26 protein-coding genes are annotated in these 23,107 nt (G+C 53.5%); 25 read left to right on the top strand and 1 reads right to left on the bottom strand.

The window, feature by feature from the left end; translation table 11 throughout:
• Positions 1–29: 29 nt before the first annotated feature.
• From C2I18_RS01815 to C2I18_RS01770, 10 genes are all read left to right on the top strand, one after another.
• A complete protein-coding gene (locus C2I18_RS01815) occupies positions 30–617 on the top strand; it encodes a histidine phosphatase family protein (RefSeq protein WP_249899592.1) in 588 nt (195 codons plus the stop codon).
• A gap of 90 nt (positions 618–707) precedes the next feature.
• Entirely contained in the window at positions 708–1,796 is a 1,089-nt protein-coding gene (locus C2I18_RS01810) for a hypothetical protein (RefSeq protein ID WP_249899591.1), read from the top strand.
• An 11-nt stretch (positions 1,797–1,807) separates the two neighbouring features.
• Positions 1,808–2,314 carry a gamma carbonic anhydrase family protein gene (locus C2I18_RS01805; RefSeq protein ID WP_249899590.1) on the top strand — a complete coding sequence of 169 codons (507 nt, stop codon included), beginning with the start codon at positions 1,808–1,810 and terminating at the stop codon, positions 2,312–2,314.
• An 18-nt stretch (positions 2,315–2,332) separates the two neighbouring features.
• Complete coding sequence (locus tag C2I18_RS01800; protein ID WP_249899589.1) at positions 2,333–2,512, top strand: IDEAL domain-containing protein; 180 nt, start codon at positions 2,333–2,335, stop codon at positions 2,510–2,512.
• Positions 2,513–2,609: 97 nt separating this feature from the next.
• Positions 2,610–3,035: a DUF2487 family protein gene (locus C2I18_RS01795; RefSeq protein WP_249899588.1), complete on the top strand. Its 426-nt coding sequence runs from the start codon at positions 2,610–2,612 to the stop codon at positions 3,033–3,035.
• A 221-nt stretch (positions 3,036–3,256) separates the two neighbouring features.
• Entirely contained in the window at positions 3,257–3,811 is a 555-nt protein-coding gene (locus tag C2I18_RS01790; RefSeq protein WP_249899587.1) for a Rieske (2Fe-2S) protein, read from the top strand.
• 4 nt (positions 3,812–3,815) lie between these two features.
• A complete protein-coding gene (qcrB, locus tag C2I18_RS01785) occupies positions 3,816–4,487 on the top strand; it encodes a menaquinol-cytochrome c reductase cytochrome b subunit (protein ID WP_249899586.1) in 672 nt (223 codons plus the stop codon).
• Positions 4,488–4,514: 27 nt separating this feature from the next.
• Entirely contained in the window at positions 4,515–5,399 is an 885-nt protein-coding gene (locus C2I18_RS01780) for a menaquinol-cytochrome c reductase cytochrome b/c subunit (RefSeq protein ID WP_249899585.1), read from the top strand.
• Positions 5,400–5,508: 109 nt separating this feature from the next.
• Positions 5,509–6,141 (top strand): DUF1405 domain-containing protein, encoded by a 633-nt coding sequence (locus tag C2I18_RS01775; RefSeq protein ID WP_249899584.1) that lies wholly within the window; start codon positions 5,509–5,511, stop codon positions 6,139–6,141.
• A gap of 57 nt (positions 6,142–6,198) precedes the next feature.
• Positions 6,199–7,098: a sporulation protein YpjB gene (locus C2I18_RS01770; RefSeq protein ID WP_249899583.1), complete on the top strand. Its 900-nt coding sequence runs from the start codon at positions 6,199–6,201 to the stop codon at positions 7,096–7,098.
• Positions 7,099–7,456: 358 nt separating this feature from the next.
• Here C2I18_RS01770 and C2I18_RS01765 read toward each other — a convergent pair whose 3' ends face one another.
• Positions 7,457–8,326, bottom strand: coding sequence for a YitT family protein (locus tag C2I18_RS01765; protein ID WP_249899582.1), 870 nt, complete (start codon positions 8,324–8,326; stop codon positions 7,457–7,459).
• 134 nt (positions 8,327–8,460) lie between these two features.
• On the opposite strand from C2I18_RS01765, the gene C2I18_RS01760 reads away from it, so the two are divergent.
• The 15 genes from C2I18_RS01760 to C2I18_RS01690 all read left to right on the top strand — a co-directional run bounded on the left by C2I18_RS01760 (position 8,461) and on the right by C2I18_RS01690 (position 23,098).
• Positions 8,461–8,790: a nucleotide pyrophosphohydrolase gene (locus C2I18_RS01760; protein WP_249899581.1), complete on the top strand. Its 330-nt coding sequence runs from the start codon at positions 8,461–8,463 to the stop codon at positions 8,788–8,790.
• Positions 8,791–8,849: 59 nt separating this feature from the next.
• A complete protein-coding gene (locus tag C2I18_RS01755) occupies positions 8,850–9,371 on the top strand; it encodes a tetratricopeptide repeat protein (RefSeq protein ID WP_249899580.1) in 522 nt (173 codons plus the stop codon).
• Positions 9,372–9,404: 33 nt separating this feature from the next.
• Positions 9,405–10,208 (top strand): 4-hydroxy-tetrahydrodipicolinate reductase, encoded by an 804-nt coding sequence (dapB, locus tag C2I18_RS01750; protein ID WP_249899579.1) that lies wholly within the window; start codon positions 9,405–9,407, stop codon positions 10,206–10,208.
• A gap of 16 nt (positions 10,209–10,224) precedes the next feature.
• Positions 10,225–10,647: a methylglyoxal synthase gene (mgsA, locus tag C2I18_RS01745; RefSeq protein WP_249899578.1), complete on the top strand. Its 423-nt coding sequence runs from the start codon at positions 10,225–10,227 to the stop codon at positions 10,645–10,647.
• Positions 10,644–11,348 (top strand): bacillithiol biosynthesis deacetylase BshB1, encoded by a 705-nt coding sequence (bshB1, locus tag C2I18_RS01740; RefSeq protein WP_249899577.1) that lies wholly within the window; start codon positions 10,644–10,646, stop codon positions 11,346–11,348. Before mgsA ends, bshB1 begins: the two co-directional genes overlap by 4 nt.
• Before the next feature lie 101 nt (positions 11,349–11,449).
• Positions 11,450–12,610, top strand: a complete 1,161-nt coding sequence (bshA, locus tag C2I18_RS01735; RefSeq protein WP_481857970.1) for an N-acetyl-alpha-D-glucosaminyl L-malate synthase BshA — start codon at positions 11,450–11,452, stop codon at positions 12,608–12,610.
• 11 nt (positions 12,611–12,621) lie between these two features.
• Complete coding sequence (locus C2I18_RS01730) at positions 12,622–13,974, top strand: CCA tRNA nucleotidyltransferase (RefSeq protein WP_249899575.1); 1,353 nt, start codon at positions 12,622–12,624, stop codon at positions 13,972–13,974.
• Positions 13,967–14,767, top strand: a complete 801-nt coding sequence (locus C2I18_RS01725) for a biotin--[acetyl-CoA-carboxylase] ligase (protein WP_249899574.1) — start codon at positions 13,967–13,969, stop codon at positions 14,765–14,767. Before C2I18_RS01730 ends, C2I18_RS01725 begins: the two co-directional genes overlap by 8 nt.
• A 344-nt stretch (positions 14,768–15,111) precedes the next feature.
• Positions 15,112–15,969, top strand: a complete 858-nt coding sequence (panB, locus tag C2I18_RS01720; RefSeq protein ID WP_249899573.1) for a 3-methyl-2-oxobutanoate hydroxymethyltransferase — start codon at positions 15,112–15,114, stop codon at positions 15,967–15,969.
• Between the two features lies 1 nt (position 15,970).
• Positions 15,971–16,861, top strand: a complete 891-nt coding sequence (gene panC, locus C2I18_RS01715) for a pantoate--beta-alanine ligase (protein WP_249899572.1) — start codon at positions 15,971–15,973, stop codon at positions 16,859–16,861.
• On the top strand, positions 16,854–17,237 hold the full coding sequence (gene panD, locus C2I18_RS01710) for an aspartate 1-decarboxylase (protein WP_249899571.1): 384 nt from the start codon (positions 16,854–16,856) through the stop codon (positions 17,235–17,237). Before panC ends, panD begins: the two co-directional genes overlap by 8 nt.
• 114 nt (positions 17,238–17,351) lie before the next feature.
• Positions 17,352–17,993 (top strand): tetratricopeptide repeat protein, encoded by a 642-nt coding sequence (locus C2I18_RS01705; RefSeq protein WP_249899570.1) that lies wholly within the window; start codon positions 17,352–17,354, stop codon positions 17,991–17,993.
• 116 nt (positions 17,994–18,109) lie between these two features.
• Positions 18,110–20,971, top strand: a complete 2,862-nt coding sequence (dinG, locus tag C2I18_RS01700) for an ATP-dependent DNA helicase DinG (protein ID WP_249899569.1) — start codon at positions 18,110–18,112, stop codon at positions 20,969–20,971.
• Between the two features lie 188 nt (positions 20,972–21,159).
• Positions 21,160–21,813 (top strand): redox-sensing transcriptional repressor Rex, encoded by a 654-nt coding sequence (locus C2I18_RS01695; RefSeq protein WP_249899568.1) that lies wholly within the window; start codon positions 21,160–21,162, stop codon positions 21,811–21,813.
• Positions 21,800–23,098 carry an amidohydrolase gene (locus C2I18_RS01690; RefSeq protein ID WP_249899567.1) on the top strand — a complete coding sequence of 433 codons (1,299 nt, stop codon included), beginning with the start codon at positions 21,800–21,802 and terminating at the stop codon, positions 23,096–23,098. The genes C2I18_RS01695 and C2I18_RS01690 overlap by 14 nt, the downstream gene beginning before the upstream one ends.
• Positions 23,099–23,107 lie beyond the last annotated feature (9 nt).

Raw genomic sequence — 23,107 nt, 5'->3', positions numbered from 1 at the left:
ACATTACAGGGAAGGAAAGGTGATAGGCAATGCTGATCGGCTTGATACGCCATGGGCTGACCGACTGGAATGCGCTGGGGAAAATACAGGGGCAAAGCGATATTCCGCTTAACGACGAAGGCCGGAGGCAGGCTGAGATGCTGGGAGACCGGCTGATGCAGGAATCCTACCGCTGGGATTATTGTATTACCAGCAATCTCTCCCGTGCACAAGAGACCGGAAAGATCGTTGCCGGCAAGCTGGGGATCCCTTTACTGGAGCCGGATGACCGGATCCGCGAACGGGCTTACGGGCAGGTTGAGGGCTTGACGGCTTTGGAGCGTGAGGCGAAATGGGGCAAGGACTGGAATCTGCTGGAGCTGGGACAGGAAAGTGATGAGGCCCTCCAGCTGCGCGGTCTGGCTTTTCTGGAAGATCTGTCGGCAAAGTATCCGGACAGCAATGTGCTGATCATCTCCCATGGAGGGTTTCTGGCGCAGCTCTATACAGCGCTGTATAAGGACAAGTACACCGAAAGAATCGGCAATCTGTCGCTGACTATTCTGGAAAAGAAAGAAGCGGAATGGAACGCGCTGCTCTATAACTGTACCCGCCATATCCTGCAAAATCAGCCTTAACCCGACCCTTCGGGTTATTTTTTTTGCGTATTAAGGAATAAAAAGGGCAGTATTTCCCATAATGGTAGTAAAACGGTGAGGCGATATAAGATGAATCTGGCGGATATGCTTACTTATGCGGACATCGGTCAGCTTACCGCCATAGCGGGACGCTACCAATGCGATTGCAAACGAAACTCTAAACATGATTTGATCCAGAGTATACTCATCACGCTGGGAAGCCGGAGCTACATGGAATCCTATATCAGGGATTGCGCACCGGAAGAACTGAGATTTCTGAACACGCTGATTTTTGATGAACGAAGCAAGTTTAGTCTTGAGGATTTGCTGGCTGCTGCCAGGCAGGCCTGTTTTGACGCTCCAGCAGGCAGCAGTACAGGCTACCGGGAACTGATCGGCCGGATTAAAAATGCCGGATGGCTCTTTAACGGTGCATCCCAGCAGAGCAGATATCTTTTCCGGATTCCTGAGGATCTCAAAAGCCGCTTTCGTGCCGTTATGGGAGACTACATCCGGGAACGGACAGTTCCGGGAATGGAGCCTGTGATCTACCGGGGAGAAGGCGAAATGCTGGCAGAGGATCTGCTGCTGTTCCTGCGCTATGTAAAAGAGAATGAGCCTGAGCTGAATCAGGAGGGGGCACTGTATAAGCGTTCCCAGCAGGGCCTGATGAATGCCATTCAGATTCCGGAGCCGCTGCTTGGCAAGGGAGGCTGGAGATTCGGCTACGGCAGGGCATGCGAGCATTATCCTCCCCGGCTTGCCCTGCTCTATGATTATGCACGCCACCGCCGCTATATTGCTGAAGAAGGCCACCGCCTGAAGCTGACTCCGGCAGGAGACAGCCTGGTGGCAGAGGGAAAATCAGAAAGGATGATACAGTTATTCTCCTTTTGGTTAAAACTCTATAAAGGTGCTATACCTAATCTCACATCGCTCGTCTACTGGATAAGCGCAAGTGCAGGGAACTGGGTAACCGTTTCTTCGCTGGTGGAAGGAATGGGCTGGCTGGTCAAACCGTTTTACTATGATGATGTGCCTTCAATTATTGAACACCGGCTTCTGAGGATGATGCTGCATCTCGGCATGCTCCGGCTTGGCGAGACGCCTGAAGGACCGGTTGCCATGATGACGTCATGGGGGACGGAGGCCGCTGCCCCCAAAAGGCTGATGGGTTAAGGGGGAGAAACATGCGGATTGCTTACAGGAACTACATACCGCAGCTTGACGATACCGTCTACGTAGCTGAGGGAGCGAAGCTGGTAGGTGATGTGAGAGTGGGGATGTATTCCAGCATATGGTTTAATGCCGTATTGCGGGGGGATCTGGCTCCTGTAATCATTGGAGAACGCTGCAACATCCAGGACGGTGTTGTAGGCCATGTAGCTGATGGAGTACCGCTTATTCTGGCTGACGATATATCGGTTGGGCATTCTGCGATTATTCACGGGTGCAGCGTAGGCAGAGGCACATTAATCGGAATGGGTGCAATTGTTTTGAACGGAGCCGAGATTGGTGAATATGCTTTAATAGGAGCCGGCTCTGTTGTAACCGAAAACAAAGTGATCCCGCCGTACACTCTGTCGATGGGTACCCCGGCCAAAGTGGTCCGTGAATTAACCGAGCAGGATCTGCAGAGAATGGCGCGTACAAGTGAAAGTTATGTTCTTAAGGCAAAGGAATATGGAATCTTCTAAACAGCGGAGGTGTATCGAATGGACAAAATGAAGGCTACCTATGAAGTGATGCTAGGGCTTGCGGCAGAAATGGTGTGGGATGAAGCGCTGCGAAAGCGTCGTACCGACATCTTGTACCGGGAGATCGACACGGCGCTGGCAGCCGGAGATAGAGCGGCTTTCCGGGATCTGACTGAAGAACTGAAAAGTTTGGCATAAAAAAAGAGAAATGCGCCTTGCGCATTTCTTTTTTTTGAACTATAAAAAATGATATGCGTCTACTGATTAAAATCTGTAATAAAGGAGTGCTGGAGAAATGAAATTCAGTGATTTTACCGTGGCTGACTGGAAGGAGAACGGCCGGTTCTTTGATACCTGCCTGCTGCCTTATACAGGGCTTACCGGATCAGAGCATCCCGCGGAGGCTGCAGAGGTACTGGAAAGACTGCGTGATTTTATGGACTTGATTGAAAAACCGTACCAGGGACGTATAGTAACCTATCCGGCTATTCAGTACCAGACAGCCGAAAGCACAGCATATGTGAACGATATTTGCCGAAAAGTCAAATCCAAACAATTCCAGTTTGCAGTAGTGGTTACCGGAGAGGTCAGAGTGTCAGCGGAACTGATTCATGAAAGCGATTTAGTTCTTTCCCTGCCTGAATTGGAGGGTTTGAGCAAGAGCGAGCTGAGTGTCCATATAAAGCAAAAAATAGAGCGGATGTGGCAATCCGATAAGTAAGGTAAATGTGACAGAAAATCAACAATTTTAATAAAAACGCTAGGATTGGCCTGTCACAATTTAGACAATATTCTTGACGGGTTTTGGACCCTAAGCTATGATAAGGATGAACTTATATGTCATGTGAGATTTGTCATTGATTACGTATTCTTAACAAGAAATGTATCGGAAATAACACTGCAATGTGCCTTCTCAAATATGAAAAGGGGGTTACACACAGTATGAGCAGCTTCAGCGAAGAACAGAATCCGCACACGCAAGAACCGCCCGGCCGAAAAGAGATATCGCGCAGACAGTTTCTGACTTACACGCTTGGCGGCGCAACCGCCTTTATGGGAGCCGGGGCGATCCTCCCCATGGTCCGTTTTGCCGTAGACCCGATATTACATAAAAGAGGTGCGGGTGATTTTATCAAGGTCGCTGAGACGTCCAAAATTACCGATGTACCGCAGGAGTTCACCTTTGAGCTCAAGCAGCAGGACGGATGGTATGCCAGTACAGCAACACTGACGGCGTGGATCCGTAAAGACGAAAACGGAGAAATTTATGCGCTTTCACCGATCTGCAAGCACCTCGGCTGTACGGTCGGCTGGAACAACAACAAGTCCTATCCGGACGAATATCACTGCCCTTGTCACGGTGCGCGCTATACGAAGGCTGGCGGGAACCTGGAGGTGGCTCCCAAGCCGCTTGACCAGTACCAGACCAAAATCGACGGAGGCTGGGTCTATCTCGGCGATATCGTCCCCAATACGGTAGCGGAGAAGGAGGCGTAACCTGATGTTTAAAAATATCTACAACTGGGTTGATGAACGTCTTGATATTACGCCGATCTGGAGGGATGTCGCTGATCATGAGGTTCCGGAGCACGTTAACCCGGCGCATCATTTTTCTGCATTCGTGTACTGCTTCGGCGGCCTTACCTTTTTCATTACAGTAATCCAAATTCTGTCCGGCATGTTCCTTACCATGTATTATGTTCCTGATATTATCAATGCGTATGCCAGTGTCGAGTATCTGCAGACCAAGGTTGCCTTCGGACAGATTGTCCGCGGGATGCATCACTGGGGCGCGAGTCTTGTTATCGTAATGATGTTCCTCCACACCATGCGGGTGTTCTTCACCGGCTCCTACAAAGCCCCGCGGGAGATGAACTGGGTGGTCGGTATGCTGATCTTTTTTGTGATGCTGGGTCTCGGGCTGACCGGCTATCTGCTGCCTTGGGATAACAAAGCCTACTTCGCCACCAAGGTTACTCTTGAGATCGCCAATTCCGTTCCGGTAATGGGGCCTGTACTGAAAGAGCTGATGCAGGGCGGCACCATCGTCGGTGCAGAAACGCTCACCCGTTTTTTTGCACTTCATGTATTCTTCCTCCCGGCGGTTCTGCTTATACTGCTCGTCGGACATTTTATAATGATCCGCAGACAGGGCATTTCCGGACCTTTGTAATGAGCTGACAGAAAAGGGGGTACAGTGATGGCACATCAAGGCAAAGACAATTCCGAAGAAAAGGAAAAGGTCATATTCGTCGGCGATTCCCGGGTCCGCAAGGGCAGCGGGTTCATTACTCCGCCTGATTATACGGCCTATCCCGGCAAATCCGAAGCATTCATCCCTAACTTTCTGCTTAAAGAGTGGATGGTCGGCGTTGTCGTGCTCGTAGGCATTCTGGTGCTGACGATTTCCGAACCCGCACCGCTCGGTTTCCCCGCGGACGCCAGTGCAACGGTTATCCCGATTCCCGACTGGTATTTCCTGTTCCTGTATCAGTATCTGAAGCTTCCGTATGCATCCGGTGATTACATTGTTCTGGGTACGCTGGGCGTAACCGGGGTGGCCTTCGGGGCGCTTTTGCTCGCTCCTTTTCTGGATACGGGCCGCGAACGCAGGTTTTACCGCAGACCGATTGCCTCTTCCCTGATGTTTCTCTCCCTGGCGGCGATTATTTATTTGACCAATACTGCCTGGACAGAGTATAAGCATGAGATGGCGGAAACCGGGCAAATTCCGGAGCATATCCAGCGTGAGGAGCAGGCGGCTGAGAACAGGGCCAAGGGTCTCCCGACGACAAGCGTGGTGCAGAATGAGAAGATAGCGATCGTGGACAAGGATGACCCGGCGATGGCGCTGTTCAAGCAGGCCAGCTGTGTCACCTGTCATGCCGTGGATCTGAAGGGGGCCGGCGGTCCTTCGCTGCGCGGAGTCGGGGATACCCATGACCAGGCAGCAATACTTACTATTATAAAAGAAGGACAAGGCCAGATGCCGCCGATGTATGAGACGGCTCTCGGAGCAGGCTTAAGCGAGCAGGATATTGAGGATCTGGCCGGCTGGCTTGCCAAACAAAAAAGCGAACAGTAAAATAATGATAACGCAAACCTGATCGTGCATGCGGTCGGGTTTTTGTATGTGTAATTATAATGCTGCCGCTATTGGGAGGTAAGAATTTGATATGCCGGTTCACGGATTATTGAATTTGTTTAAGCACCGGGGAGTTATCTGGCTGCTCTTTGTGGTGAATCTGCTTGGCACGGTTTACGGATACATATGGTACGGGAATCAACTGGAATATACAGCCGCCAATTATCCGGCATGGCTGCTGCCGTTTGTCCCTGACAGCCCTACGGCGAGCCTGTTTTTCACAGCAGCGCTGCTTCTGCTGCTCTTTCCGCCAAAAAGCCTACAGGGCACGCTGTTCCGTGAACTGATTGAGGCGCTTGCTGTTCTGACTTCCGTCAAGTACGGCATCTGGGCGGTCAGTATTATTTTTGCCGGAGGGTATCAGGGGGACACGATAGGCTGGAAGGACTGGATGCTTGTGGCGTCGCATTTGGGTATGGCGGTTGAGGCATTGATCTATGCCCGCTTCTTCTCCTTCCGCAGAATGCTGCCGGTTGCCCTGCTCTGGACACTGGCCAATGACATGATCGATTATTCGGCTGGTATATATCCATGGCTTCCTTCAGTACTGAGCGACGACGTAAATGCTGTACAATACTTTACAATCGGGCTGACCCTGGCCAGCGCCGCTGCTGCCTGGCTTTTTGGAGGGCGGTTCCGTGAGTTTGAACCTGTAAAAAAACGGGGAGATCTCAGGCGCTGACAAGCCTGTTCTATCTCTTGTCCTTCCGCCATACATTAAGGGTGGGAGGGATGTCTCATGCCGCGCACGAGATCTATTGTGCTGACAGGGTTGGTGCTGTGCTGGCTGTTAGCCGGTATGTATGGTGACAGAGTATCAGCGAATACAGCTGAATCAGGGGGGAGTCCCCATAATGAGTCCAATATCAAGGCAGGCAGTACCCGGGATAGCGGGGCACCGGTGCTTAACGGCAGAACGGGGGCCCAGCAGCTGGAGCAGGCTGCAGAAACCCTGTACAGCTATGTTCTGGAAGGCAACGTGGTTAAAGCAAGGGCAGAGAGTGAGGAAATTTCCCGGATTGTGGTCTCTTCCTCCTTTGAAGGGCTGACTTCTGTGGAGGGGATTAACGCGCTGTCAGCGTTAATTATGGATCTCAAAGCTGTAATGGCTGCTGCCGAGATCTCGCCGGAGAAGTGGGAAGCTGCTGCGGCCCGGCTGCGTCTGGCTGCCAATGCCCTGAATCATCCGCGCCAGCCCATGTGGCTGCAGTACTATAAGCTGATCCGCGAGGATCTGAACGATATGGAGCAAAGCGCTGCCGCAGGCAAGCTCGCCGGCTGGAAAGAGGCGGTTGCTCGGCTGCAAAGCAGATATGAGAACATCCGGCCGGCCATTGTGATATCCCGCAAGCCTGAGGTGGTAAATGCCTTTGATTCCTGGCTGTCCTATGCGGCAGGCATTCCATCATCCTCGCAGCCTGTCGAGCGGGCAAAGCTGCTGGAGATTATCTCTTACGGCCAGGATGCCGTCCGGGTTATGTTCGGCAAAGAAAGAAATGAGCCTGTACTCTCTGTTCCTCTGCCGCCCCAGAAATACGGGGCTTGGGGAATTATGGCCGGGGCGTTCATTATAGGGGCGCTGGTCTACGCCGCTTACCGCAAATACCGCGGCGAGAACGAGGAATGGAAGCCAGTGTAGGGCAGTAAGATTCGGCCGGTGTGCGGCTGAATAGGCCAATTTCAGTCATTGACTCGGAAAGTGAGTATAATGGCCGAAGAGCGGGCAATCGAGCCCAATGTACACGAAAAACCGAGTACATTGGGTCGAAGCGCGGGTGGATGGACCTAATGTACACGAAAAACCGAGTACATTGGGCTGAAGCGCGGGTGGCTGGACCCAATGTACACGAAAAACCGAGTATATTGTGCCGAAGCACGGGCGACCGAGCCTAAGGTACACGAAAAACCGAGTTGGGCACCAATGGAAATTAAATACGGACCCCATCCCTGCACATCAGCAGCAGGGATGGGGTCCGTTTATTTTTGCAAAGGTATAATTAAGTCTCGCGGAAGCCCTCACCCTGCACATCATGCACATCACTGATGATGATAAACGCTCTGGGATCGACGGATTTGGCCAGCTGGGTAAGCTGGCGGATCTCCTGCCGGGCGACAATGCAGTACACCATATGCTTCGCCTGTTTGGAATAGGCACCGATCGCCGGGATCAGCGTCACTCCGCGCTCCATCTCTGTAGTGATGAGATCGGCAATTTGCGGGGCTTCGTCGCTTATAATAGTGAAGGCTTTGGCGGCATAAGCGCCTTCTTGAATAAAATCAATAATCTTGGAGGCGATAAACACGGCAACGAGAGTATACAGAATTTTTTCCCGGGGGATGTAGAGCAGTGAAGCGCCGATAATGATGATATCGACCACAAGAATAATCCGGCCCATGCTCCACCCGTACTTGCGGCCCAGAATTCTGGCAACAATATCAACACCGCCGGTTGTACCGCCGTAACGGAACACAATGCCCAGACCCGCACCCAGCGTAACGCCGGCATATAATGAAGCAAGAATAAAATCATGCTCGGTCGTAAAGGGGACAAGCAGGCCTGCATCAATCAGGGCTTCAAATACCCAGAGGAACAGTGACAGGGCGCCGATGCCGATTCCGGTGTAAATGATTTGATTGGAGCCGAGCACCTTCCAGCCAAGCAGGAACAGCGGAAGATTAAGCAGCAGCGTGGTCAGGAATATAGGGATGTTAAAAGCGTAGTTCAGCAGGATGGTAATCCCGGTTACGCCGCCTTCCATCAGCTGGTTGGGTACGATAAAGTACAGAAGCCCAAATGCGTACACTGCCGTTCCAAGCAAAATAGGGGCAGTCGTTTTGCCGATATTGATCAACTTGGATGAATTCATCTTATCCCTCGCTCATGCCTCTGACGGGCCGTTTGGATTGTCATTGTCTAAAAAAGATTTGTCTTCAAAACGTCTTTACGATAACATAGGGGCAAACAGAAGGCAAGAACATATAGGGGGCGAAGATACATTTTATGGATAAAAGTCTTGGTGAGATGCAGCGCGAAGTAGATGCTTACATCTCACAGTTTAAGGAAGGGTACTTCAGCCCTTTGTCTATGATGGCCCGTATGTCCGAAGAAGTGGGAGAACTGGCCCGTGAAGTGAACCATAAATTCGGCGAGAAGCCGAAGAAGGCGGATGAAGAGGTTAATTCCATTGAACTGGAGCTTGGCGACATCCTCTTCATTACCATCTGTTTTGCCAATTCCCTCGGAATTGACCTGACTGAAGCGCATAATAAGGTGATGCATAAATTCAATACCCGCGATGCGGGGCGCTGGACGCTGAAGGACACCGATTAGGCCTCTATAACATATGCTGTACCAAACGAACGGGATTTAGCCGTCAGGGTGGTGGGGATATGAATCACAAGGATTATGTCAAAGAGGCGTACCGCGCGATACTGCGCAGTGATTTTGCAGAAGCAATAACCTGTTTTGAAGCAGCGATATCCGCTTCTCCGGATGATGCAGAGGTCAGATACCGCTGTTCCATTACGTATGCCCGCAGCGGCATGCTGGAGAAAGCGCTCGAGCACGCCCTCGCGGCGGTGAAGCTCGACGGAGTCAGACAGGAGTACCGGCTGCATCTGCAGCACCTGCAGGCGCTGCAGCTTGTGCAGGAAGCCAAGCGGCTGCTGGAGGATGAGAAGCCGGGATCAGGAAACCCCTACCATCCGGTTACGCTTCTTAAAGAAGCGATTGTTCTGGACCCGTTATACGGGGATGCCTATGTATGGCTTGCGATCGGACACAGCCGGATGAATGAGCATCTGGAAGCAATCGCGGCCATGAAAGAAGTCATCGCCCTGCATCCCGATGATTCGGGTTTGCGGCAGATGATGAAGGATCTTCAGCAATCTTTACAAAAATATATCCAGTAAGCTGGAATTCGTGAAAGTGAGGAGGAAACAAACGTGAACAACAAGATTAGAGTGATCGTCTCCGGAGCAGGAGGAAGAATGGGCAAAGAGGTAGTGAAGCTGGTGCTGCAGGATGAAGAGCTGGAACTGGCTGCGGCCATTGACCGCTCGAGCAAAGACATCGATGCCGGTCGTCTGGTGGGTCTGGAGGAGTGCGGAGTAATTGTTTCCTCAGACCTGGAAGCCGCCCTGGCGAATGCTGCAGGCGATGTTATGGTTGATTTTACGACTCCGCAATCGGTCTATGCAAATACAGCTCTCGCTGTTAAATACGGGGTTCGTCCGGTAATCGGAACTACGGGCTTTACTCCTGAGCAGATTGCCGAACTGGACAAGCAATGTAAAGAGCAGGGGATTGGCGGCCTGATCGCGCCTAATTTCTCAATCGGTGCCATTCTGCTGATGAGATTTGCCGCCCAGGCATCAAAATATTTCCCGCATCTGGAGATTATCGAGTACCATGGAGACCAGAAGCTTGATGCTCCTTCAGGGACAGCGATCAAGACTGCAGAGATGATATCCGAAGTGCGCCAGGAGCTGCGCCAGGGGAATCCTGAGGAAGAGGAAACGATTGAAGGTTCCCGCGGGGGCTATTACAACGGATTCCGTATTCACAGCGTCCGGCTGCCGGGCGTGTTTGCCCAGGAGGAAGTGGTATTCGGCGGTTACGGACAGTCACTTAAGATCCGTCACGATTCCTACGAACGTGCAGGGTATATGCCTGGTGTCAAAATGGGCGTCCAGAAAGTAATGGAATATACGGGGATGATTTACGGTTTCGAGCATTTTATAGAATAGACGGGAGAGAAACAGCATGTTAAAGATTGCATTTATTGCACATGACCGCAAGAAGGATGAAATGGTCAATTTCGTAACAGCCTATGAGCATGTATTTGAGGGGCATGAGCTTTATTCTACCGGGACCACAGGCCAGCGGATTATGGATGCTACCAAGCTGACCATATACCGCTATATGTCCGGTCCGCTCGGCGGAGACCAGCAGATCGGTTCCATGGTTGCCCAGGATGAGCTGGACCTGATTGTCTTCCTGCGCGACCCGCTGATGGCCCAGCCGCATGAACCTGATATTACGGCACTCCTCCGCTTGTGCGATGTCTACGGCATACCGGTTGCTACCAATATCGCGACGGCAGAAATCCTGGTCAAAGCCATTGACCGCGGCGATTTCGGCTGGCGGGAGCTCGTACATAAATACAAGCCGGGTGTGGATGAATGAAGCTCGACATTCTGGTATTCGGTGCTCATGCGGATGACGCTGAGATCGGTATGGCAGGCACCATTGCCAAGCATACGGCAGCAGGCCTGAAGGTTGGCTTATGTGATCTGACGGCTGCCGAGATGTCTTCCAACGGCACTGTGGAACGCCGCAGGCTGGAAGCCCAGGAGGCTGCAGATCTGCTGGGAGCGGCCGTCAGGACCAATCTCGGTCTGCCGGACCGGGGGCTTTATATGAATGAGGCACAGTTGGCTGCAGTAACCTTGGAAATCCGCCGGTATGCTCCTGATATCGTCTTCGCACCTTATTGGGAAGACCGCCATCCGGACCACATTGCCTGCAGCAAGCTGGTGGAGGAAGCTGTTTTCAATGCCAAGCTGCGCAGATATATGCCGGACAAGCCTGCGGTTGCTGCGCCGCTGCTGTATTTTTATTTCATTAATGATCTGGGCCGGACCGATTTAATCGTCGATGTGACGGAACAGTACGGCCTCAAAGAGCAGGCGTTATCGTGCTACCGTTCGCAGTTTGAGAAAACGCCAGGCGAGGATGTCGTATCCACCCCGTTAAATGAAGGGTACATCGAGCGTGTACGCTCAAGAGACATGCTGCTGGGACAGCGGAAGCTGATCCCTTATGCCGAAGGCTTTGCCAGCAAGATACCGCATACCGTGGATTATTTCGGTTCTGCCCGCAAGTAGGACCGGCTTTATTTAGCCGAGAGGAACAACTATAATAAATTCATATTATTACCTGAAGGAATAACAAATACAATTTCGATGAGTCACTTGAAGGAGACGGAATTATGGACCGGCTAAAAATAGGCATCACCTGTTATCCGTCTCTTGGCGGCTCGGGTGTGGTGGCGACCGAACTGGGCAAGCTTTTGGCCGAAAAAGGCCATGAGGTTCATTTCATTACCCACAGCATCCCGTTCCGGCTAGGAAGGTTTCAGAAAAATATATTTTATCATGAGGTGGAAGTTAACGATTATTATGTCTTCCGCTATCCGCCGTACGATCTGGCGCTTGCGACCAAAATGGCCCAGGTAGCCAAGATGCAGCAGCTGGACCTGCTGCATGTCCATTATGCCGTGCCGCATGCTGTATGCGCCTTCCTGGCCAAGCAGATGCTCGGCAACGACATGAAGGTGGTTACAACACTGCACGGTACGGATATTACTGTACTGGGCCAGGATGAGTCGCTGAAGGACCTGATCCGCCTGGGAATCAATGAAAGCGACGCGGTTACGGCTGTTTCGATGGATCTCATCAACGAAACACGGCGGGTGCTGGATATCACCCGTGATATCGACCTGACCTACAACTTTGTGGACAAAAGGGTATATTATCCGCGCGATGTGACGAATCTGCGCGGCGATTACGCTGCTCCCCATGAAAAAATCCTGATGCATATCAGCAATTTCCGCCCGGTTAAGCGGGTGCACGATGTGGTGGATGTTTTTGCCAAGGTTAACCGGGAGCTGCCCTCCAAGCTGCTGCTTGTAGGTGAAGGTCCGGACCTGCCCAAAATCCAGGCCAAGATTCATGAGATGGGTCTTGAGGATAAAGTGCGGTTTCTCGGCAAGCAGGATGAAATCGCCCAGGTCATCTCCCTGGCCGACCTGCTGCTGCTGCCTTCGGAGAAAGAGAGCTTCGGGCTCGTCGCCCTGGAAGCGATGGCCTGCGGTGTACCGACCATCGGTTCACAGGCCGGAGGGATCCCTGAGCTTATCGTGCACGGCAAAACCGGCTTCCTGGCTCCGATCGGCGATACATCCGCTATGGCGAAATATGCGGTTAAGCTATTATCGGATGAACAGATGGCTGAGCAGTTCCGCAAGGATTGTCTGGAACGGGCCTGCGAAGGTTTCAGCCGGGATATGATCACTAATCAGTATGAGGATATCTATTACCGTGTACTGGGCCTCAAGAAGGCGGGACTGGATACCATCCGCAAGTAAGGAGTGCTGTAATGGAATGGAGAATGGCACCTCCCGGCATGGCTGAGGCCGCCGGCAGGGTAATAGAGGGTCTCCTGGCGCATGGCCGGGAGGCTTATTTCGTCGGAGGCTGTATCCGTGACGAGCTGCTGTCAAGGCCGGTGCATGATATTGACCTGACGACCGCGGCACTGCCGGAAGAAGTGATTAGCATCTTTCCGCGCACTGTCCCGACAGGACTCGCGCATGGTACGGTCACTGTTCTGGAAGACGGCTTCAGCTTTGAAGTGACTACGTACCGGACGGAAAGCGGCTATGCCGACCACCGGCGGCCGGAACATGTCCTGTTCGTCAGTGACGTGAAGGAGGATCTGCGGCGGCGTGACTTTACAATCAACGCGATTTGCTGCGGCTCTGACGGAGTGCTGGTCGATCCCTTCGGCGGGGAGAAGGATCTGGAGCGGAAGCTGGTCCGCTGTGTCGGCAAGGCAGAGGAACGCTTTGACGAGGATGCGCTGCGGATGCTGCGCTGCGTGCGTTTTGCTTCTGTCCTGGACTTCAGCATCGCCAAGAACACCTGGCGCGGGCTGCTGCGCCAGCGGGACAAGCTGGCGCATATCGCCGTTGAGCGCGTGCGCGCGGAGCTAGAGCGCATCGTGGAAGGGCCGCATCCCGTGCGCGGCCTGGCCCTGATTGCGCGCAGCGGCCTGCTGCCGCGCGGGAAAGCCCCGTTCCCCTGGACCGGAAGCGACCTGGCGGCAGCAGCCGCCATGGTCTCCGGGATCGGGGAACTGCAGAGCGCCCGCCTGCGGTGGGCGCTGCTGCTCCATGCCCTGGGGGCGTCGGCCAGGGAGGCCGATGAGCTGCTGCGGGCATGGACGTTCCCCGGGGCCGCGCGGAGCAGCGCCGCCGGGGTCCTGCGGGTCCGCGAGGCGTGGACCGCGGCCCTTGGGGAGGTGCCGCCGGGTTCCCCTGGCGGCACTGAGGCGCTGCGGCGGCGCTGGATCGCCGCCGTGCTGGCCCTGGGCACGGAAGCCGCCGGAGGGTGGCTGACGGTGCTGGAAGCGGTGCCGCAGGCGGGCACCGCGGGTGCAGGCGCCGCCGGGGCTGCTGTAGGCGAGCCTTTATCACCGCCTGATGAGCCTGCAGTTGCGGCTCAGCCTTCAACCGCCCTTCTGCGGTCCTGGACCGCAGAGATGCCTGTGTACACGCTCGGAGAGCTTGCGCTGACGGGCGGCGAGCTCTCCGCGGCTCTGCAGAAGCGTCCCGGACCGTGGATCGGTGCCAGGCTTCAGCAGCTGCTTCAGGCTGTGGCCTCAGGAGATCTTGCGAATGACAGGCAGCAGCTGCTGCAGGAAGCACAAAGGATGGATAACAATGAATAACGATAAATCAATGCCATTGACGGAATCTGCAAGAGAAGCCTTTAGCCCTAGCTGGGAGGGGAAGATTACCCGGCTGCAGACAGTGGCATCAACCCAGGAGGAAGCCAAACGGCTGGCCGAGCAGGGTGCTCCTGAAGGAACAGTCGTCATGGCTGAAGAACAGACCGGAGGCCGGGGCCGCATGGGCCGCAAATGGCATTCGCCGCCGGGCAAAGGCATCTGGATGAGCGTTGTACTCCGTCCGGAGCTACCGCTGTCACTGACCCCGCAGCTGACGCTGCTGGCCGGTGTTGCCGTCTGCAGGGCGATCCGGGAAGTGACGGGCGTACAGGCAGGCATCAAATGGCCTAATGATCTGCTGGCCGGCGGACGGAAGATCTGCGGGATCCTGCTGGAATCATGTCTCCGGGAAGGCGGACTGCATTACTGTATTGCAGGGATAGGCATTTCGGTGAATCTGAAGCCGGAGGATTACCCGGCAGAACTTGCAGGGGTCGGTACATCCCTCTTAATCGAAGGCGGCGGCATCCCGGTTGACCGGTCGCGGCTTGCGGAAGCCGTCCTGCATGAACTGGAGTACTGGTACGCAGTATACATGGAGAAGGGCTTCGAGCCGATCCGTCGGCGCTGGGAAGAAATGTCGGTGACACTGGGCCGTGAGATCCTGCTTTCCGCCTCTGAAGGGAAAAACGGAGGGACGGCTGTCGGACTGGATGACAGCGGTGCGCTGCTGCTCAAAGATGCTTCCGGGCGGGTCACTGCAGTGCTGTCCGGCGAAATTGAAATGATATAACAGCCGCAGGATACAAGGATTTATGACAAGGGTTCCATCCCTTGTCATATTTTTTTGGTGTAATTGGCGGCGGAGTTTGCTATACTATGGGCAGAGACGGTATCGCTAAGGCCGAACTGTACTCCTCATTACTTGTTATTACATTGTTTTGATTTGAGATTTACCTTCATAACTGTATTTCACGGTTACGTTGGATTCTGCTCTGAGCCGTAAGGACCGAGACAGAAGGGACGATCGCGAGTGACTCTTTTTTGCCCTTCGGACCTTTTTAGCGGACCATGCTAAAGGGTTTTTTTGTTGCGCGTTTACGCGTAATCTCACTGCGAAAAGGGGAATGGGAGTAAATGGCTGCACTTAATATTGTGAAAATGAAAAAAATGAAAGCGGACGGTGTGCCTCTAAGCATGCTTACCGCTTATGATTATCCTTCGGCGCTGCTGGCCGAGGAAGCGGGCATTGACCTGATTCTGGTCGGCGATTCGCTTGGGAATGTAGTGCTCGGCTACGATACTACGCTTCCGGTGACGATAGACGATATGGTCTATCACACCCGTTCGGTAGTGCGCGGGGCACCAAATACGTTTGTTGTGGCAGATATGCCTTTTATGACCTATCACGGAAGTGTGGATGAGACGCTGCGCGGTGTGCGCAGACTGATGCAGGAAGGCCGTGCGCAAGCCGTAAAGATGGAAGGCGGACTTGAAATCTGCGATGCTGTCTCCGCTGTGGTGAAGGCAGGCGTGCCGGTACTCGGACATATCGGACTTACGCCGCAGTCGGTCAATATGATCGGCGGTTACCGAATTCAGGGCAAGGATGCCAAGGATGCGCAGCGGCTGATGAATGAAGCCAAGGCGCTTGAAGCTGCCGGAGCCTTCGGGGTGGTGCTGGAGCTGGTTACAGAAGAGGTGGCTGCAGCCATCTCCAAAGAGCTCAGCATTCCGACGATCGGGATCGGGGCAGGCCGTTATTGTGACGGACAGGTGCTCGTGTTCCACGATCTGGTGCGCTACGCATCGCCATACCGGGAAAAACGTTTTGTAAAAACTTATGCCGATGTAGGCAGCCTGATCCGCGAAGGGATCAGCAGCTATGTACAGGAAGTGAAGGACCGTTCGTTCCCGGCTGAAAACCATGTGTTTAACGCGGATGAAAGTGTACTGGATTCTTTATACGGCGGTTCCGGAAAAGGGGAGAAGTAACATGAGAGTAGTAAGAACAGTTAAGCAGCTGCGCGAAGCGCTGGAATATATGCGGATGGGCGGGCACACCCCGATCGGATTTGTGCCGACTATGGGATATTTGCATGAAGGACATGCCAGTCTGCTGCGGCGGGCAGGTGAAATGAGCAGCACCGTGGTTATGAGTATTTTTGTCAACCCGCTGCAATTCGGGCCGAATGAGGATTTTGCCTCCTATCCGCGTGACGAAGCACGCGATCTGGAGCTGGCTGAACGCGAAGGTGCAGATATAGTCTTCATTCCCGGCGTGGAGGAGATGTATCCTGAACCTACGCGTACTACAGTATCGGTATCGTCCCTGACTACACAGCTCTGCGGCGCTTCACGTCCCGGCCATTTTGACGGAGTAACCACAGTTGTTAACAAGCTGTTTAATATGGTACAGCCGGATTATGCATTTTTTGGACTTAAGGATGCCCAGCAGGTCGCTGTCCTGCGGCGGATGGTATCCGACCTCAACATGAATGTGGAGATCGTGGCCTGTCCGATTGTGCGTGAAGATGACGGCCTCGCGCTTAGTTCCCGCAACGTTTATCTCAGTGCAGAGGAACGCTCCCAGGCGCTTGTCCTGTCCCGTTCGCTGCGTGAAGTCCGCCAGGCGATGGAAGAAGGCACGGTAAGCACAGCTGATGAAGCCCGTGAACTGATTATATCTGTCATTTCAGCTTCACCGCTTGCTGTGATTGACTACGTTGAAGTATTGACTTTTCCGGGGCTGGAACCGCTGGCTGCCGGTTCGCGGCTTAACAGTGCCGGCGGCGAAATTATTATTGCGCTTGCTGTGAAATTCGGCAAAACCCGGCTGATCGACAATAATGTATTTACCCCTAAGGAGGTTCACGCCCTTGTTTAGACATATGATGAAATCCAAGATCCACCGGGCAACAGTCACTGAGGCCAATTTGAATTATGTCGGCAGCATTACCATTGATGAGGATTTGATGGAAGCGGCTGACTTGCTGGAGAATGAAAAGGTCCAAATCGTGGACAATAACAACGGTTCGCGTCTGGAAACCTACGTTATTCCAGGGCCGCGCGGAAGCGGCGTGATCTGTCTGAACGGGGCGGCGGCCCGGCTTGTACAGCCTGGGGATACAGTGATCATTATTTCTTACGCCATGCTGTCTGCCGAGGAGCTTGCCGGACATAAGCCGACCGTCGTATTTGTGGATGGTGACAACCAGCCGGTAAAGCTGGCGGATCATGAGATCCATGCCACTATCGCTTAAGAAGAAGAGCCCGCACCTATGTAATCAATGGCAGGGATGAAGTGTCCCCTACTTGCTAAAAATGAAGGCAGGCAAGCTTAGGCTGATTTCATTTTCAGTAAGGGGGGATGTTCTGTGTTTCAACATTTATTTGCTGAGATGAACAGGATGCTTCAGGAGATCGCTGCTGAATACCCGGGTGCAGACGGGGCGAGGCGGGATGACCTTCTATGCCAATACAACATGCTTCACAGGCTTAGTGACAATGTGATGGATGAATGGCTGGCTTTTGCCGAGAAGCTGAGCCATTTCCGGGAACAGGCGGATGTTACCCTGCAGCCTGAAGAAGATCCGGTGAAGGAGGAGGCCCCTGAACTCGCCATGGATTCTTTTGTCAGAGGGCAGGGATATTACAGGCTGCTGATGTACCGGAAATGCATCGACCAGTTTAATGAAGTCATTGCACGGTATCCGGACAGTCTGGCTGCCCGGCTGTACCTGGCCATTTCCTGCCTGCAGGAGAATGAAGGGGACACGGCCTGGGGGCATCTGGAGCATATGCTAACCCTGATCCGTGAGAACAAGCTTAAGGCGATGATTTATAATGCGCTCGGCTGCATCAGGGCTTCCCAGGAACGTTATGTTGAAGCCCGCAAGCTGTTCGGCCTTTCGTTAATGCATGACCCCGCTCTTCCTGAGCCTAACGTCAATCTGGAGGTTTGCCGCAGAAGGGGCGGGACACTGCAATTCGGTAATCAGCTTGTTTCGCTTCTGTAATTATAGCCTGTCATTCAAGCGATGCATTCACCCGGGCTTGTCGGTGTGCATCGCCTTTTTTCGTAACTTCTGTTATGCTGATAAAGAGTCTCAAGTGAAAGGGAATAGAACTTATAATGAAATTTGCCGTGCTTGATTTTGAAACTACGGGAACCCAATCTGTGGGCGAGATTATCCAGGTTGGCCTTGCCATTATAGAAGAAGACCGGACCATCTCCCGGGTATATGGTTCCTACGTCAAGCCCGGAACACCGATTCCTCCTTTTATAACGGGCTTGACAGGGATTACTGACGACGATGTACGGGATGCGCCCGAGCTGGATGAGATGATGATGGAGCTTGTCCCGCTGCTTGATGATGTGGTGCTCGTCGGGCATAATGTAGCTTTTGATTTTCATTTTTTGCAGAATGCGCTTGACCGATGTGGATATTTGCCGTTTCAGGGGCGGATTCTGGATACGATCGATTTTCTCAAAATATGCTTTCCTTCATTATCGACCTACCAGCTTGGTGCAGTGAGTGCCCATTTCGGGATTACGCATGAACGTCCCCACCAGGCGGATAGCGATGCTGAAGCAACAGCGCTTGTGCTTCTCCAGTGTCTGGAAGAATTGTACAGCCTGCCTCTGCTGACCGTACAGCGGATTAACGAGCTGTTTCAGGGGGAAGACAGCGACCTGGCCTGGTTCTTTGAAGGACTGCAGCAGGAACGGGAAATGGAGACCTTTCAGCCGGAAGGCGATCTGACCTTTCACCGTCAGCTGGCACTTGCCGTCGGCGATTGGACTGAACTGGCGCCGCCAAGGGAGGATATGCCCGGAAATCCTGTAGACAACGTATCCTTTACGGACTATATGGATGAAGTGACCAAGCGGCTGAAGGATGCTTTGCCGCAGTATGAAAGCCGGGAGGCCCAGGAGATTATGATCCGTGAGGTCAACACGGCGCTTCAGGAGGACAAACATCTGCTGATAGAAGCAGGTACAGGTACCGGCAAATCGCTGGGTTATCTGTTGCCGGCGATCTACCAGAGTGTCCGCACCGATCAGAAGGTGATGGTCAGTACGCATACGATCAATCTTCAGGACCAGCTGCGCGAGCGCGATCTCCCGCTTTTGACGAGCGTCGTGCCGTTTCCGTTCAAAGCCGCAATCTTCAAGGGAAGAGGGCACTATTTGTGTCTGCGCAAGTTTGAACATAAAATAAATAAAAAGGACTTCGTAAGTCCCAGGGAAGAAGCGCTCACGGCTGCCCAAATGTTAGTCTGGCTGACCCAGACGCAGTCGGGCGACGATGAGGAGCTGAATCTGAACGGCAGGGGCGGCGATTTCTGGGAGACCGTGGCCAGTGACACGGATTCATGCCTGGGCCGTGCCTGCCCGTGGTTCCGCAAATGTTATTATCACCGGGCCAAGCATGAAGCCGGAATTGCTGACGTTGTCATTACCAATCACTCCAAGCTGTTCGCGGATGTGAAGGCGGGACACCAGCTGCTGCCTGCTTATGAGCACCTTGTCATCGATGAGGCGCACCATCTGGAGGATGTGGCCGGCAAGCATCTTGGAATGCAGATGAAATATTTCACTGTGGCCCACACGCTTACCCGGCTCTATAAGGACAGCCGCAGCGGTCAGCTGCCGGCGCTGCGCCAGATGCTGCAGTCTTCAGGCAGCGAGCAGGCTTCGGAGTGGAGCGGTACGATCGACAGGATCTACCCTGATCTTCTGACAGTCAAGGAGACCTGGGACACGCTGAGCGACAAGCTGTTCGCCATGCTCCCTGAACGCAGCGACGCAGCCGCAGGTGAAGCCGGACAGCTTGTTACCCGCCTCCATCCCGGCAGAAAGCCCAAGGAGTGGGAGGAGCTCGCTCCGCTTGAAAATACACTGCATCTGAGTCTCAGTGATATCATCCGCAAGGGTGACAAGATGCTCAGTGAGATGCGGGAGAGCGAGAGCCAGTCGTCCTCAGACAGCCTGGTCACAGATATCAGCGGCTTGTTCAAGGACCTGGCGTCTATCCGTGAACAGATCCGTTTCTTTATGGGCCTTAACGATGAGAATAATGTCTACTGGATGGAAGGCAGCGGGAACTACCGCGGCAAGTCGCTGCAGCTGTATGCTGTACCTGTAGATGTCAGCGGCCAGCTGAAGGAGCTTTTCTTCGATAAGAAAAAGAGCATTGTGCTGACTTCGGCCACGCTCTCTGTCGACAAGTCCTTCCAATTCATGATTGACAACCTCGGTCTTAATGAAGCGGCTGAACAGGACCGTCTGATGACGGCACTGCTGCCTTCCCCGTTTAATTACCGGGAGCAGGCGCTGCTTGTTATTCCGCGTGATTTTCCGAGCGTCAAGGGCAGCATAGGCGATGCCAGGTTTGTCGACAAGCTTGTCCATTCCCTGGCCGAAGCGGCAGTGGCTACCAAGGGGCGCATGCTCGTGCTGTTCACCTCCTACCGCATGCTGCGGCAGGTGTATGAACCGCTCAAGGAGGTGCTTGCTTCAGAAGAAATTGCCGTGCTGGGCCAGGGCGTCGAGGGCGGCAGCCGCAACAAGCTGATCCGGCGTTTCCAGGACAGTCCGGCCGCAGTGCTGCTTGGAACAAGCAGCTTCTGGGAAGGCGTAGATATTCCCGGTGAGGCGCTGACCTGCCTGGCGATTGTCAGACTGCCGTTCCAGCCGCCTAACCATCCGCTGGCCGAAGCCAAAGCGGAGCTGCTGCAGGCCCAGAAGAAAAATCCGTTCATGAAAATGTCTGTGCCGCAGGCGGTGATCCGGTTCAAGCAGGGCTTCGGACGTCTGGTGCGTACCGCCCAGGACCGCGGAATTGTCATCGTCTATGATACGAGAGTGATTGAGTCCAATTACGGCAAGTACTTCCTGTATTCGCTGCCGGGACCAAAGATGGAGCATATGCTGACCGATCAGATGGTTCCGCGGATTGCGGAATGGCTGGATGACGGCGGCGCTTCCTGAACGACTGCTAATGCTGGCGGCTTGCCGCCTGCTGATTAACCCGTCATGCCATTGTTTATATTTATATCATTGTCTTTAGTCCGTTAGTGCGGTGCTTTGTGAGATGTGTTCCTGGTAACATAAGGTTCACCGCATTAACGGTTATGATCTATATATTGACTGTTCATCTTACATTAGGAGGAGAATACATGAAATCGGAAAAAATATCTGAGGCGGTTGTCCGCAGACTTCCTGTATACCTGCGATTCCTGAATGATCTCCAAAAGCGTGAAATCGCTACCGTGTCTTCCCAGGAGCTGGGGCAGAAGCTCGACCTGAATCCGGCACAGATCCGCAAGGACCTGGCCTATTTTGGTGATTTTGGCCGCAAGGGCATCGGCTATGATGTTTCTTACCTGATCGAAAAAATCCGCCACATCCTCAAGCTGGACCAGCAGATCAACGTGGCTCTGGTAGGTGCCGGTAATCTCGGTCACGCCCTGTCCAATTACAATGCTTATCTGAAGGATACGATGAAGATCACAGCCGTATTTGATTCTTACGCACCCAAGATCGGGCAGAAGATCAACTCTCTGACGGTCCAGCCTATGGAAGAGCTGGGCAAAACGATCCGTGAGCAGGGAATCCGCATCGGTATTATTACGGTACCGGACAGTGAAGCCCAGGCTGTAGCAGATATTCTGGTGGAGTCAGGGATTGAAGCCATTTTGAATTTTGCCCCGGTTATCCTGAAGACCCCGTCCAATATCCGGATACATGCGGCCGATTTTACGACCGATCTGCAGAGTCTGGCCTATTATTTGCACGATGGAAAGGAAGAAACAGCAAATGAGCAGCAATAAGACAGTCATTAACGGACGTTTTCTGGTTCCGGGAAGCCATCAGCCGGTTCTGAACGGATACATGACTATAGAAAACGATTTGATAACGTACATAGGAGAAGAGAAGCCCGTTATTGAAGACGGTGTGAGCACGATAGACGGCAGCAGGCTCCTGTTCATGCCTGGTCTGGTCAATACGCACGGTCATGCGGCAATGTCCCTGCTGCGCGGCTACGGGGATGATATGGTGCTGCAGGCCTGGCTGCAGGAAAAAATGTGGCCGATGGAAGAAAAGTTCACCGGTGAAGATGTATACTGGGGTACAGCTCTGTCTGTCCTGGAAATGCTCAAGGGCGGTACAACCACCTTCCTGGACATGTATGACCATATGGACCGGGTAGCCCGGGTAGTTGAGCAATCCGGCATCCGTTCAGTGCTGATGCGCGGTGTCATCGGATTGTGCCCGGAGGATGTGCAGAACCATAAGCTCGCGGAAGCCATCCGGTTTGCACAAGACTGGCACGGCAAGGCGGACGGCAGAATTACCACGATGATGTCGCCGCATGCCCCTTATACCTGTCCTCCCGACTTTTTCGTGAAATTTGTACAGGCAGCCCATGATCTGGATCTGCCGATGCATACACATATGTCCGAGACCCGTCATGAAGTAGAGCAGAATGCGGCTGATTACGGCCTGCGCCCTGTGGCTCACCTGGAGAAGCTGGGAATGTTCACGCGTCCTTCAATCATCGCTCACGGCGTTCATCTGAACGATGAGGAAATTGACATTCTCGCCCGCTACAAGGTCGGGGTTTCGCATAATCCGGGAAGTAACCTGAAGCTCGCCAGCGGTGTGGCACGTGTGCCGGAGCTGTTGAGAGCCGGTGTTCCCGTATCTCTTGGAACAGACGGTGCGGCCAGCAACAATAACCTGGACATGTTTGAAGAAATGCGTCTCGCTGCTCTCATTCATAAAGGGGTAAGCGGAGACCCGACAGCGGTTCCGGCACCTGAGGCGCTGCTGATGGCTACCGAATACGGTGCCCGGTCGGTGTTCCTCGACAATGTGGGCCGGCTTGCACCGGGAATGAAGGCGGATTTTATCGCTATCGATATCGATCAGCCGCATCTGCTGCCGCATACGGATCTTCTGTCCCATGTGGTCTATTCGGCCAGTGCCAAGGATGTGGAGCATGTCTGGGTGAACGGTCTGCAGGTTGTGAAGCACGGTCAATGCCTGACCCTGGATGAGGAAGAAATCCGCCGCAAAGCCCAGGAGACCTTTGAAGGGCTGCTGAAACGGTAATATAAGGAA

Origin of the sequence: Paenibacillus sp. PK3_47, from assembly GCF_023520895.1 — a bacterium.
Taxonomy (GTDB): domain Bacteria; phylum Bacillota; class Bacilli; order Paenibacillales; family Paenibacillaceae; genus Paenibacillus_AQ.
The sequence above is the reverse complement of the archived record's forward strand: the minus strand, read 5'-3'. Positions and strand labels throughout refer to the sequence as shown.